The following is a 13,400-nucleotide window of genomic DNA, read 5'->3' on the forward strand; positions in this document are numbered from 1 at the left end:
GAGCACCACCATCGCACCACCCAACACTTTTGAATACCTCCATGGGATCTCTTGGAATAGTCACACCGCAGGCGATGCATTTCGCCGAGCCCTTGCTGTTGCAAAGCGGCGCCCAGCTCGGCGACTACACGCTGATGTATGAAACCTATGGCACGCTCAACGCCGACAAGTCGAACGCGGTGCTGATCTGCCACGCGCTGAACGCCTCGCACCACGTGGCCGGCCACTACGCCACGCCGAAGAGCGCCGGCTGGTGGGACAATATGGTCGGACCGGGCAAGCCGGTCGACACCGACCGCTTCTTTGTCATCGGCATCAACAACCTCGGATCCTGCTTCGGCTCGACCGGCCCGATGCACGTCAATCCCGCCACCGGCAAGCCGTATGGCGCCGCCTTCCCGCTGGTGACGGTGGAAGACTGGGTGGCGGCCCAGGCGCGCCTGGCCGACCGCCTCGGCATCGAACAATTCGCCGCCGTGATGGGCGGCTCGCTGGGCGGCATGCAGGCCCTGTCGTGGAGCATCATGTTCCCCGAGCGCCTGCGCCACTGCATCGTGATCGCCTCGACGCCCAAGCTGTCGGCCCAGAACATCGCCTTCAACGACGTCGCGCGCCAGGCCATCCTGACCGACCCGGACTACCGCGGCGGCGACTTCTACGAGCATGGCGTGGTGCCGAAGAACGGCCTCAAGGTGGCGCGCATGATCGGCCACATCACGTATTTGTCGAACGACGACATGGCGGAAAAATTCGGACGCAAGCTGCGCAACGCGGCCGAAACCAATGACTACAACTTCGACTTCGGCATCGACTTCGAGATCGAATCCTATCTGCGCTACCAGGGCGACAAGTTTTCGGAATACTTCGACGCCAACACCTATTTGTTGATCACCAAGGCGCTCGACTACTTCGACCCGGCGCGCGAGCATGGCGGCGACCTGACGAAGGCGCTGGCCGGCACGAAAGCCCAGTTCCTGGTCGCCTCGTTCACCACCGACTGGCGCTTCTCGCCCGAGCGCAGCCGCGAGATCGTCGAGGCCCTGATTTCGAACCGGCGCCGCGTCAGCTATGCCGAGATCGACGCGCCGCACGGTCACGACGCCTTCCTGCTCGAAGACGCGCGCTACATGAACGTGGTGCGCGCCTATGTCAACCGCATTGCGCTGGAGGTCGCATGAATTTCAACGACCTGAACACGCTGCGGCCCGACCTGGCCTTCATCGCGCACTGGGTGGGCGAGGGCGCCCACGTGCTGGACGTCGGCTGCGGCGACGGCGCCATGCTGCGCTACCTGGAGTCCGGCAAGCGCTGCAGCGGCTACGGCATCGAGATCGCCGACGACAAGGTGTTGGAAAGCACCGCGCGCGGCATCAACGTGATCCAGCACGACATGGAGAAGGGATTGGGCCTGTTCGGCGACAATACCTTCGACACCGTGCTGTGCCTGAACTCGCTGCAGATGATGCAGCACGTCGAGGCGCTGCTGCGCGACATCGTGCGGGTGGGGACCGAAGCCATCGTCTCGTTTCCCAACTTCGCCCACTGGCCGCACCGCCTGGCGCTGCTCAAGGGCCGCATGCCGATGTCGCGCTCGCTGCCCTATAAATGGTATGACACGCCCAACGTGCGCTATGCAACGATCTACGATTTCCAGGAACTGGCGGTGTCGTGCGGCCTCGAAGTGCTGGAGTGCGTGGCGCTGGCCGACGGCGAGGTCGTCAAATTCCTGCCCAACCTGCGCGGCAGCCTGGCAGTGTTTCGTCTGCGCAAGAAAATAACGCCAGCAACTTGATACGTCTTATGTGCGTTGGCGGCTTGAGCGAACGCGGCGGATACGCGATGATCCTCGCCAATCCTGCGCGGGCGTGTTGCCCGTTTTGAATAATTTCTGAGAGGATAGCGCTGCTAACAACAGCCTGTCGGTGACGAGATGATAAAACTGAAACGCCTTGCCCTTTGCCTCACCCTGATGAGCGCCACCAGCCTGGGCCTTGCCCAGGACAACAGCCAGGTGGTCCAGGACGGCATCGCGGTCAAGCCGCTGTCGCGCATGCGCGTGCTGGCGCCGGAAGAACAGGTCAACGAGGCCGCGCGCCAGCAGTACACCGAAATGGTGGGCGAGGCCAAGCAGAAGGGCGTGCTGGCGCCGGAAGGCGACCCCCAGCTCAAGCGCCTGCGCGTGATCGCCCAGCGCATCATCCCGCAGACCACGCGCTGGAATCCGGCCGCGAGCAAGTGGGAATGGCAGGTCAACCTGTTCAAGTCCGACCAGGTGAACGCCTTCTGCATGCCGGGCGGCCGTATCGGCTTCTATACCGGCATCATCAATCAGCTGAACCTGACCGACGACGAAGTGGCGGCCGTGATGGGCCACGAGATCGCGCACGCGCTGCGCGAACACGGGCGCGAGCGCCTGGCCAAGACCAATGTCACCGCGCTCGGCGCCCGCGTCGGCGGCGCGCTGCTGTCGGGGATCTTCGGCGTCGACCCCAACCTGACCGGCATGGCCGCCAACTATGCCGGCCAGTTCCTGGTACTGAAATTCTCGCGCGACGAAGAGCGCGAGGCCGACCTGGTGGGCCTGGACATCTCGTCGCGCGCCGGCTACGACCCGCGCGCCGGCATCGCGCTGTGGCGCAAGATGGCGGCGCTGAACCAGAGCGCGCCGCTCGAGATCTTCTCGACCCACCCGGGCGGCGAAACCCGCATCAAGGACATGGAAGCGCACATGAACGTGCTGCTGCCGCTGTACGCGCGCGCCAAGAACACGAGCGTGTCCAAGCTCCCGGCCTACCAGAGCACCGCCCTCAAATGATGGTTCGATGGGCCGTGTAGTCGTCAAGGGCCGGCAGGCCGAAGCCAATGCCCATGTGCCGCTGCCGATCCGCGACGGCGTCTCGCCCAGCTACCTGTGGCTGACCGAGACCCGCGCCGGGGGCATGCTGCGTTTTCTCACCGAGCGGTTTCCGGACGTGAGCCGCGAGGCCTGGGCCGCGCGCCTGAACCGCGGCGAGATCGTCGATGCGAAAGGCGCTGCCCTGGGCCCCGACAGCCACGTGCGCCAGGGCATGCGCATCTGGTATTACCGCGAGCTGGAACAGGCCGAGACGCCGATCCCGTTCCACGAACAAGTGCTGTTCCGGGACCAGCACATCCTGGTGGCCGACAAGCCGCACTTCCTGCCGACCATCCCGACCGGGCGCTTCCTGAAAGAGACGCTGCTGGTGCGCCTGAAGCGCGCCCACGACCTGCCGCACCTGGTGCCGATCCACCGGCTCGACCGCGAGACGGCGGGCGTGGTGATCTTCTCGCACAATCCCGACTCGCGCGGGGCGTATCAATCGATGTTCCAGAAGCGGGTGGTGAAGAAGACCTATGAGGCGCTGGCGCCGATGATGGCGGGACGAGAATTCCCCTTCACCTACCGCAGCCGCATGCAGGATGCGGAGCAGTTTTTTGTGAGCGAAGAGGTGGAGGGCGAGCCGAATTCGGAGACGCTGATCGAGCTGATCGAACAGCGCGGAGACCTGGCGCGTTATCGCCTGCATCCGCACACGGGCCGCAAGCACCAGCTGCGGCTGCACCTGTCGCGCCTCGGCGCGCCGATCGTGAACGACGCCTTCTATCCGGTCGCGCTGCCGTGCAAGGGCGACGATTTCAGGTCGCCGCTGCAGCTGCTGGCGCGCTCGATCGCCTTCGACGATCCCTTGAGCGGCCAGCCGCGCAGCTTCTGCAGCGATTTCAGCCTGGATTGGCCCTGAATCAGCGCTCGTAATCGATGATCAAGGGAGCGTGGTCGGAGAACTTGACGTCCTTGTAGACCGAGACGGCCTTGGCGCACTTGGCGAGGCCCGGGGTGGCGACATGGTAGTCGATGCGCCAGCCCACGTTCTTGGCATAGGCCTGCCCGCGGTTGCTCCACCAGGTGTACTGCTCGGGACGCGGGTCCAGGCCGCGGTGCACGTCGACCAGGCCCAGTTCGTCGAAGATGCGCGTCATCCAGGCGCGCTCCTCGGGCAGGAAGCCCGAATTCTTCAGGTTGCCCTTCCAGTTCTTGAGGTCGATCTCTTTATGCGCGATGTTCCAGTCGCCGCAGATCACGATTTCGCGGCCCTCGGCCTGCAGCTCCTGCAGGTGCGGCAGGAACACTTCCATGAAGCGGAACTTGGCCAGCTGGCGCTCGGGCGACGAGGAGCCCGACGGCGCATACAGCGAGATCACGGTCAGGTCGCCGAAGTCGCAGCGCGTATAGCGGCCCTCGGCGTCGAACTCGACGCAGCCGAAGCCGATGCGGTGCTTGTCCGGGGCGGTGCGGCTGTAGACGCCGGTGCCCGAATAGCCCTTCTTCTCGGCGTAGTGGAAGTGGCCATGGTAGCCGTGCGGGCGCAGGAAATCCTCGGTCATGTCGGCTTCCTGGGCCTTGAGCTCCTGGACGCAGATATAGTCGGCATCCTGCGTGGCGAGCCATTCGAAGAAGCCCTTCTTGTGGGCGGAACGGATGCCGTTCAGGTTCGCAGAAATAATTCGTGGCATGGTGATGATAAGACTGGTAATGGATCAGCGGGTTTAATGGCCACCCGGCAACAAGCGGGACAGTGTAGCGCGTTTTTGAACCGTCCGTCATGCCTGCCGACTGTTGCGGATATGCAGTAGATGCCGTGATGAAGGGCAACGATCTGTTACACTAGGCATTCTCCTGCGTCGTACGCCGCGTCAACTTCCTGACGTTGCATTGCCTCCTTCCCAAGTCCATGAACACTGACAAACCGCTACTCGCGGGCATCGTCGATTCCGGCGTTTGCCTGCCCGCCGCATCGAACGCCGAGCTGGCCGACTTTGTGGAAAACGCCGTCGAAGGCCTGCACCGGGTCGGCCCGGACGGCACCATCCTGTGGGCCAACCGCGCCGAACTGCAGCTGCTCGGCTATGAGTGGGACGAATACGTCGGCCGCCACATCGCCGACTTCCACGCCGATCCGGCCACGATCGACTACATCCTGACGACCCTGCTGTCGGGCGGGGTGCTGTACGACCAGCCGGCGCGGCTGCGCTGCAAGGATGGCTCGATCAAGCATGTGCTGATCCACTCCAACGGGCATTTCGAGGACGGCCGGCTGCGCTACACGCGCTGCTTCACGCGCGACGCCACCGAGCGGCACGAGCGCGACGTGGCGCTGGCCCAGCGCGACGCCATGCTGCTCAATGCGCCGGTGGCGGCGGCCCTCCTGATGGGGCCCGAGCTGCGCTTCCACCTCGTCAATCGCCGCTATTGCGAACTGGTCGGCTCCAATGAACTGGTCGGACGCACCTTCGGCGAGGCTTTCCCGCGCCTGTCCGGCAGCGGCGTGGCCGAGCGCATTGCCCACGTGTTCGCCACCGGCGAGCCGTATCACGCGGAAGAACTGGCCCTCGGCCGCCTCGACCCCCAGGGCCAGCTGGAAGAGCGCTATTTCAAGTTCAGCCTGGAGCCGCTGACGGGCGTGGGCGGGCGGCCGGACGGCGTGATCCTGGTCGCGGTCGAGGTGACCGACCACGTGCGCAGCCGCCAGGCGATCGAGCGCGCCCATCGCGAGCGCGAACAGTTGCTGGTGGAGTTGAGCGCGGCCAGCCGGGCCAAGGACGAGTTCCTGGCCATGCTGGGCCATGAGCTGCGTAATCCCCTGTCGCCGATCGTCATCGCGTTGCAGCTGATGCGCATGCGCGGCGACGGCGCGCACGGCCGCGAGGGCGAGATCATCCAGCGCCAGGTGGACCATCTGGTGCGGCTGGTGGACGACCTGCTCGACGTCTCGCGCGTCACGCGCGGCAAGATCGAGCTCAAGGTCGAGCGGGTCGAACTGGCGCGGGTGGTCGACAAGGCGGTCGAGATGGCAAGCCTGCTGATCGAGCAGCGCCGCCACCGCCTCGAAGTCGAACTCGAACCCGGCCTGGCGTGGGAAGGCGATCCGGTGCGATTGGCGCAGGTGGTGTCGAACCTGCTGACCAATGCGGCGCGCTATACCGAGCCGGGTGGCCAGCTGTGGCTGCGCGTACTGCGCGTACTGCGCGACGGGCTTGAAGCGGTCGAGATCAGCGTGCGCGACACCGGCATCGGCCTCGCGCCCGAGGTGCGCGAACAGGTGTTCGAGCTGTTCTTCCAGGGCAAGCGCAGCATCGACCGCGCCGAAGGCGGACTCGGGATCGGGCTGGCGCTGGTGAAGAACATCGTCGAGCTGCACGGCGGCAGCGTCCATGCGCACAGCGAGGGACGCGGCCTGGGCAGCGAATTCGTGGTGCGCCTGCCGCTAAGCAGCGTAGCCCAGGCGCCGGCGCCATCGGAGCCGGCGCCGGCTCCGATGGCGGGCGTCGCCTCGCAGCGCGTGCTGCTGGTGGACGACAATGCCGACGGCGCCGATACCCTGGGCCGCCTGCTGCGTGCGCACGGCCACGCGGTCGAGGTGTACCACGATCCGGTCGGCGCGCTGGCGGCGCTGGAGCGCTTCAGGCCCACGGTCGCCTTGCTCGACATCGGCCTGCCGGTGCTGGACGGCTACCAGCTCGCCGCGCGCATCCGCGCGCTGCCCGGCGGGGCGGGCTGCCGCCTGGTGGCGCTGAGCGGCTACGGGCTGGCGGCCGACCATGCGAGGAGCGAGGCGGCCGGCTTCGAGCGCCACCTGGTCAAGCCGGTCAATCCGGACGAGGTGGCGCGGGTGGTCGCGGCCGACGCCGCGACGGATTAAAATAGCCGCTTTCGACATTCAGGGAGAGAGTACATGAGCGATCTGCGCCAGCAATTCATCGGGTTTTCGGTCGAGGCCGAGGTATTGAAGTTCGGCCAATTCACGACCAAGGCCGGCCGCCTGTCGCCGTACTTCTTCAACGCCGGCCTGTTCCACGACGGCGCCACGCTGGGCAAGCTCGCCCAGTTCTACGCCCAGACCCTGCTCGATTCGGGCGTCGAATTCGACATGCTGTTCGGCCCTGCCTACAAGGGCATCACCCTGGCCAGCGCCACCGCCGTGGCCCTGGCCGCGAAGGGCCGCGACACCTCGTTCGCCTACAACCGCAAGGAAGCGAAGGATCACGGCGAGGGCGGCACCATCGTCGGCGCCAAGCTGCAGGGTAAAGTGGTGATCATCGACGACGTGATCTCGGCCGGCACCTCGGTGCGCGAATCGGTGACGATGATCCGCGCCGCCGGCGCCGAACCGGCCGCCGTACTGATCGCGCTGGACCGCATGGAGCGTTCGGGGAAGGACGACGCGCTGTCCGAACTGTCGGCAGTGCAGGAAGTCGCGCGCGAGTTCAACATCCCCGTGATCTCGATCGCCAACCTCGAAGACCTGTTCACCTACCTCGACACCCACACCCAGGACGCGCGCCTGTCCCAGCACAAGGACGCCGTCGCCGCATACCGCACCCGCTACGGTATCTAACATGTGAAAACAATGAGGGTCAGCGTCGCATTACTGGCAGTTCCGGGAAACTGCTCAATAATGCGACGCTGACCCTCATTGTCGATGGCTGAGGGTTAGCCGGCGAGTTTTTGTTTCAGCAGTTCGGTCACCTGGGCCGGGTTCGCCTTGCCCTTCGACGCCTTCATCGTCTGGCCGATCAGGGCGTTGATGGCGGCTTCCTTGCCGGCGCGGTATTGCTCGACCGACTTGGCGTTGGCGGCCAGGACTTCGTCGACGATCGCTTCCAGCGCGCCCGTGTCCGAGATCTGCTTCAGGCCCTTCTGGTCGATCACGGTGTCGGCCAGGTTTTCGTCGTCCGATTTGGCTTCCCACATCGCGGCGAAGACTTCCTTGCCCGCCTTGTTCGAGATCGTGCCGTCGGCGATGCGCTTGAGCAGCAGCGCCAGTTGCGCCGCGCTCACCGGCGCGTCGCCGATGTCCACGCCTTCGCGGTTCAGGGTCGACGAGACGTCGCCCATCATCCAGTTGGCGGCCGCCTTGGCGTTTTCCTTGCCGGCCTTGGCCACCACGGCTTCGTAGTAGCCCGCCATCGCCTTCGACGAGGTCAGGACCAGGCTGTCGTACTCCGGCAGGCCATACTCGCCCGTGAAGCGCGCGCGCAGGGCGCCCGGCAGCTCCGGCATCCCGGCCTTCACGCGGTCGATCCAGTCCTGGCCGATCACCAGGGGAGGCAGGTCGGGGTCGGGGAAGTAGCGGTAATCCTGGGCGTCTTCCTTGGTGCGCATCGAGCGCGTCTCCTTGCGGTCCGGGTCCCACAGGCGCGTCGCCTGGATCACCTTGCCGCCGTCCTCGATCAGCTCGATCTGGCGCCGCACCTCGTAGTGGATCGCCTCTTCCATGAAGCGGAACGAGTTCAGGTTCTTGATCTCGCAGCGGGTGCCGAATTCCTTCTGGCCGACGGGGCGCACAGAGACGTTGACGTCGCAGCGGAACGAACCCTCCTGCATATTGCCGTCGCAGACGCCCAGCCACATCACCAGCGAGTGCAGGGCCTTGGCATACGCCACCGCCTCGGCGGCGCTGCGCATCTCGGGCTCGGACACGATCTCGAGCAGCGGCGTGCCGGCGCGATTCAGGTCGATGCCGCTCATGCCGGCATAGTCTTCGTGCAGCGACTTGCCGGCGTCTTCCTCGAGGTGGGCGCGGGTCAGATTGACGGTCTTGGTCTCCAGCTTGCCGTCTTTTTCATAGGCGAAGCTGATGGTGCCGCCCTGGACCACCGGATCCTCGAACTGGCTGATCTGGTAACCCTTCGGCAGGTCGGGATAAAAGTAGTTCTTGCGCGCGAAGACCGATTGCGGCGCGATCTTCGCGCCGACCGCCAGGCCGAAGCGGATCGCGCGCTCGACCGCGCCGCGGTTCAGCACCGGCAGCACGCCCGGCAGCGCCAGGTCGACCGGGCTGGCCTGCGTGTTCGGCTCGGCGCCGAAGCGGATCGAGCTGCCGCTGAAGATTTTCGATTGGGTCGTGAGCTGGACGTGGTTCTCAAGACCGATGACGACTTCCCATTGCATAGTGTTCTCTCTTTGTTCAGTAGCGTCGCGGATCACACGCCTTCGGGCGTGCGCTTGTGCCAGTCGGTCGCCTGCTGGTACTGGTGCGCGATGTTCAGCAGCTTCGCCTCGGCGAAGTAGTTGCCGATGATTTGCAGGCCCACCGGGCGCTTGCCGTTCGCTTCACTGCCTTCCTTGCCTGCTCCGAAACCGCAGGGGATCGACATGCCGGGCAGGCCGGCCAGGCTGGTCGACAGCGTGAAGATGTCGGCCAGGTAGTTCGCCACCGGGTCATTGGTCTTGGAGCCCAGGTCCCAGGCCACCGTCGGCGCCACCGGCCCCATGATCACGTCGCATTTGTCCGCGAACGCAGCCTGGAAGTCGTCCGCGATCAGGCGCCGGATCTTTTGCGCCTGCACGTAATAGGCGTCGTAGTAGCCGTGGCACAGCACGTAGGTGCCGACCATGATGCGGCGTTTCACCTCGCTGCCGAAGCCTTCGGCGCGGGTTTTGCGGTACATGTCCTGCAAATCCTTGTACTCCGCTGCGCGGTGGCCGTAGCGCACGCCGTCGAAGCGCGACAGGTTCGACGAGGCTTCCGCCGGCGCGATGATGTAGTAGGTCGGAATCGACAGCGCCGTTTTCGGCAGCGAGATGTCGACCAGTACCGCGCCCAGTTTCACGAACTGCTCGAGCGCCGCGCGCACCGCGCCTTCGACGTCGCTGGCCAGGCCTTCGCCGAAGTATTCCGAAGGCACGCCGATGCGCAGGCCGGCCAGCGGCTTGTTCAGGTCGCGCGTATAGTCTTCGCGGACGTTGCCCTGTTCGACCGTGAGGCTGGTCGAATCGCGTTCGTCGAAGCCGATCATTTCGTTGAGCAGCAGAGCGCAGTCCTCGGCGGTCTGGGCGATCGGGCCGCCCTGGTCCAGCGACGAGGCGAAGGCGATCATGCCGAAGCGCGACACGCGGCCATAGGTCGGCTTGATGCCGGTGACGCCGCAGAAGGCGGCCGGCTGGCGGATCGAGCCGCCGGTGTCGGTCGCGGTGGCGGCCGGCGCCAGGCGCGCGGCGATCGCCGCGGCCGAGCCGCCCGACGAACCGCCCGGCACGGCTGCTGCGTCCCATGGGTTCTTCACCGCGCCATAGGCCGAGTTCTCGTTGGCCGAGCCCATCGCGAATTCGTCCAGGTTGACCTTGCCCAGGGTGACCATGCCGGCCGCGTTGAAGCGGTCGACGACGGTCGCGTCGAACGGGCTGACGTAACCGTCCAGCATCTTCGAGCCGGCCGTGGTGCGCCAGCCGCGGGTGACGAAGATGTCCTTGTGCGCGATCGGCACGCCGGTCAGCGGGCCGGCCGTGCCTTGCGCGAAGCGGGCGTCGGCGGCCGCGGCCTGGGCCAGCGTCAGTTCGTGGTCCACGTGCAGGAAGGCATTGTGCCCGCTCGCGTCGATGCGGCCGAGGTAGTGGCGCGCCAGCTCGGTCGCGGACACCTGTTTCGAGTGCAGGAGCGCGGACAGCTCCTTGATGGTCTTGTTATGCATGTGCGTGTCGATTCTCTAGCGATTTTCTGGGCGGTTTACTCGATGACCTTCGGCACCAGGTACAGGCCATCCTGCGCCTTCGGCGCCGGCGCCTGGTAGTCTTCGCGGCGGTTCTCTTCGGTGACCGCGTCGTCGCGCAGGCGCAGCGGCAGGGCCAGGATGGCCGACAGCGGCTGGGCCAGCGGCGCCACGCCGGTGGTGTCGACCGCCTGCATCTGCTCGGCCAGCGCGAAGATGCCGTTCAGCTCGGCCAGCGCGGTCTCGGCATGGGCGTCATCCATGTCGAGCTGGGCCAGGTTGGCGATGCGTTTTACGTCGGAAAGGGTCAGGGACATGGCTATATGGCACGCCATCAGCGCGCAAAAAGTGATTCGGCGAATAATGAATGTTAGCAAGTTGTCAGCGAACGGCTTCTTAAAGGCGATAAAACCCTGCAAACACCGCTCAAATCGCTTGCAATTCGGTGGGGAAAACCACCCGTATTCAGCATGTAAACGACAAATTATAAGGTAGAATGGCGGGCTAATGCGTTGTCGTGCCGAAAGCCCGGCGCCCGCGCATGCGAAGTCCGCGGTGCCCATGCGAGGCAGGTGCGGCACAGAATCCCCGATCAATGTTTAGGCGCACATTGATGCGCATCAGGACACCCATGTTTGGTTTTTTACGCAGCTACTTCTCGAATGACCTGGCGATCGACCTCGGCACCGCCAACACGCTGATCTACGTCCGCGGCCTGGGCATCGTCCTGGACGAGCCGTCGGTGGTCGCGATCCGCCAGGAAGGTGGCCCGAACGGCAAGAAGACCATCCAGGCAGTCGGCAAGGAAGCCAAGCAGATGCTGGGCAAGGTGCCCGGCAATATCGAAGCGATCCGCCCCATGAAGGATGGCGTGATCGCCGACTTCACCGTCACCGAGCAGATGCTCAAGCAGTTCATCCGCATGGTGCACGACTCGAAATTCTTCCGTCCGTCGCCGCGCATCATCATCTGCGTGCCTTGCGGCTCGACCCAGGTCGAGCGCCGCGCGATCCGCGAATCGGCTCTTGGAGCGGGCGCCTCGCAGGTGTACCTGATCGAAGAGCCGATGGCGGCCGCGATCGGCGCCGGCCTGCCGGTCTCGGAAGCGACCGGCTCGATGGTGGTCGACATCGGCGGCGGCACCACCGAAGTGGGCATCATCTCGCTGGGCGGCATGGTCTACAAGGGCTCGGTGCGCGTCGGCGGCGACAAGTTCGACGAAGCCATCGTCAACTACATCCGCCGCAACTACGGCATGCTGATCGGCGAACAGACCGCCGAAGCGATCAAGAAGGCGATCGGCTCGGCGTTCCCTGGCTCGGAAGTCAAGGAAATGGAAGTCAAGGGCCGCAACCTGTCGGAAGGCATACCGCGCTCGTTCACCATCTCGAGCAACGAGATCCTGGAAGCCCTCACCGATCCGCTGAACCAGATCGTGTCGGCCGTGAAGAACGCGCTGGAACAGGCGCCGCCGGAACTGGGCGCCGACATCGCCGAAAAAGGCATGATGCTGACCGGCGGCGGCGCGCTGCTGCGCGACCTCGACCGTCTCCTGATGGAAGAAACCGGCCTGCCGGTGCTGGCCGCCGAAGATCCGCTGACCTGCGTGGTGCGCGGCTCGGGCATGGCCCTCGAGCGCATGGACAAGCTTGGTTCGATCTTCTCGTACGAATAAGACGCGCGTGATCAACCGGGGCGGGCAGGGCGTGCGGTCACAAGCTGCGCGCATCTGCCCGCCTTGGTATTGACCGCCCGCGTTATCACCAACGGACGTCATGGAATACAGTCCTCCGCCGCTGTTCAAGCAAGGCGCCCCGGCACGAGTCAAGGCCATGGTGTGCGCCTTGATCGCCATCGTATTGCTGTTCGTCGACGCCCGCATGGGATTGCTGTCCGGCGTGCGCCAGGTGGCCGCCACCGTGCTCTATCCGATGCAGATGGCGGCCCTGATGCCGCGCGAGGCGCTGGCCAATATGGGCGATTATTTCTCGTCGCTGTCGACCTTGCAGAAGGAAGTGCAGGCCCTCAAGCACCAGGAGCTGGCGCGCGCCCAGTTGCTGCAGCAGGCCCAGTTCCAGATGGCCGAGAACGCGCACCTGCGGCGCCTGATGGAAGGCAAGCAGCAGTTGCCGGTGCAGTCGCAGATGGCCGAGATCCTGTACGACGCGCGCGACCCGTCCACCCGCCGCATCGTGATCAACCGCGGTTCGCGTGACGCCGTGTCGCTCGGCCTGCCGGTGATCGACCACGCTGGCGTGGTCGGCCAGGTCACCCGCGTGTTCCCGTTCACCTCCGAAGTCACGCTGCTGACCGACAAGGACCAGGCCATTCCGGTGCAGGTGCTGCGCAGCGGCTTGCGCAGCATCGTCTATGGCCGCGGCAATACGGGCCTGCTCGACCTGCGCTTCGTGGCCCAGGACGCCGACATCCAGGTCGGCGACGTGCTGGTGACCTCGGGCCTGGACGGGATGTACCCGGCCGGCCTGGCGGTGGCGCGCGTGACCCAGGTCGAGAAGGCGGCCGGCTCGTTCGGCCGCGTGGTCGGCCAGCCGCTGGCCGGCATCGACCGCAATCGCCAGGTGCTGGTGATCATGTCGCACAATCCCTTGCCGCCGCGCCCGGCGCCGGAAGCGCCGTACAGCGGCAGCCGGCGCAATATGCCGAAGATGCCGGCGGTGCCGACGCCGCCGCTGCCGGCCGCGCCGCTGCCGGCGGCCGGCGCGCCCGCCGCCGCCGCCACCAACGGCGCGCCAGCGCCGACGCCGGCCAACCAGCCTGCGGCGACGCCGCCCGCGGCCCAGCCCACGCCACGTCCGGCGGCGCCCGCCGCCACGCCACCTGCAACGACCGCGACCGCGCCCGCGCCGGCCGCCCGAACGGAGTAAGCCGCC

The 13,400-nt window shown here is 65.8% G+C and carries 12 protein-coding genes; 8 read left to right on the forward strand and 4 right to left on the reverse strand.

Annotated elements, in window-relative coordinates; genetic code table 11:
* Positions 1-41: 41 nt before the first annotated feature.
* The 4 genes from metX (at position 42) to ABIB42_RS07040 (ending at position 3,761) form a co-directional block, all read left to right on the forward strand.
* A complete protein-coding gene (gene metX / locus ABIB42_RS07025; protein ID WP_081589939.1) occupies positions 42-1,178 on the forward strand; it encodes a homoserine O-succinyltransferase MetX in 1,137 nt (378 codons plus the stop codon).
* A complete protein-coding gene (gene metW / locus ABIB42_RS07030) occupies positions 1,175-1,792 on the forward strand; it encodes a methionine biosynthesis protein MetW (RefSeq protein ID WP_005667805.1) in 618 nt (205 codons plus the stop codon). Before metX ends, metW begins: the two co-directional genes overlap by 4 nt.
* 138 nt (positions 1,793-1,930) lie before the next feature.
* Positions 1,931-2,815, forward strand: a complete 885-nt coding sequence (locus ABIB42_RS07035; RefSeq protein WP_429248136.1) for a M48 family metallopeptidase — start codon at positions 1,931-1,933, stop codon at positions 2,813-2,815.
* Between the two features lie 7 nt (positions 2,816-2,822).
* Positions 2,823-3,761 (forward strand): pseudouridine synthase, encoded by a 939-nt coding sequence (locus ABIB42_RS07040; RefSeq protein ID WP_429248137.1) that lies wholly within the window; start codon positions 2,823-2,825, stop codon positions 3,759-3,761.
* Between the two features lies 1 nt (position 3,762).
* Here ABIB42_RS07040 and ABIB42_RS07045 read toward each other — a convergent pair whose 3' ends face one another.
* Positions 3,763-4,533 (reverse strand): exodeoxyribonuclease III, encoded by a 771-nt coding sequence (locus tag ABIB42_RS07045; RefSeq protein ID WP_005667810.1) that lies wholly within the window; start codon positions 4,531-4,533, stop codon positions 3,763-3,765.
* 218 nt (positions 4,534-4,751) lie between these two features.
* On the opposite strand from ABIB42_RS07045, the gene ABIB42_RS07050 reads away from it, so the two are divergent.
* The gene (locus tag ABIB42_RS07050; protein ID WP_273028960.1) at positions 4,752-6,719 is read left to right on the forward strand and encodes a hybrid sensor histidine kinase/response regulator; all 1,968 of its coding nucleotides are present in this window, start codon (positions 4,752-4,754) and stop codon (positions 6,717-6,719) included.
* A 33-nt stretch (positions 6,720-6,752) separates the two neighbouring features.
* Entirely contained in the window at positions 6,753-7,415 is a 663-nt protein-coding gene (gene pyrE / locus ABIB42_RS07055) for an orotate phosphoribosyltransferase (RefSeq protein ID WP_005667813.1), read from the forward strand.
* Between the two features lie 95 nt (positions 7,416-7,510).
* On the opposite strand, the gene gatB is transcribed toward pyrE, so the two are convergent.
* The 3 genes from gatB to gatC are packed head-to-tail and all read right to left on the reverse strand — an operon-like array spanning position 7,511 to position 10,826.
* Positions 7,511-8,971 (reverse strand): Asp-tRNA(Asn)/Glu-tRNA(Gln) amidotransferase subunit GatB, encoded by a 1,461-nt coding sequence (gene gatB, locus ABIB42_RS07060; protein WP_005667815.1) that lies wholly within the window; start codon positions 8,969-8,971, stop codon positions 7,511-7,513.
* 32 nt (positions 8,972-9,003) lie between these two features.
* On the reverse strand, positions 9,004-10,491 hold the full coding sequence (gene gatA / locus ABIB42_RS07065; RefSeq protein WP_184239687.1) for an Asp-tRNA(Asn)/Glu-tRNA(Gln) amidotransferase subunit GatA: 1,488 nt from the start codon (positions 10,489-10,491) through the stop codon (positions 9,004-9,006).
* Between the two features lie 35 nt (positions 10,492-10,526).
* Entirely contained in the window at positions 10,527-10,826 is a 300-nt protein-coding gene (gatC, locus tag ABIB42_RS07070) for an Asp-tRNA(Asn)/Glu-tRNA(Gln) amidotransferase subunit GatC (protein ID WP_005667818.1), read from the reverse strand.
* A gap of 314 nt (positions 10,827-11,140) precedes the next feature.
* On the opposite strand from gatC, the gene ABIB42_RS07075 reads away from it, so the two are divergent.
* Positions 11,141-12,184 (forward strand): rod shape-determining protein, encoded by a 1,044-nt coding sequence (locus ABIB42_RS07075; RefSeq protein WP_005667820.1) that lies wholly within the window; start codon positions 11,141-11,143, stop codon positions 12,182-12,184.
* 100 nt (positions 12,185-12,284) lie between these two features.
* The gene (mreC, locus tag ABIB42_RS07080; RefSeq protein ID WP_429248138.1) at positions 12,285-13,394 is read left to right on the forward strand and encodes a rod shape-determining protein MreC; all 1,110 of its coding nucleotides are present in this window, start codon (positions 12,285-12,287) and stop codon (positions 13,392-13,394) included.
* Positions 13,395-13,400: the final 6 nt, after the last annotated feature.

This window comes from Massilia sp. UYP32 (genome assembly GCF_050434365.1).
Lineage (GTDB): Bacteria > Pseudomonadota > Gammaproteobacteria > Burkholderiales > Burkholderiaceae_D > Telluria > Telluria timonae.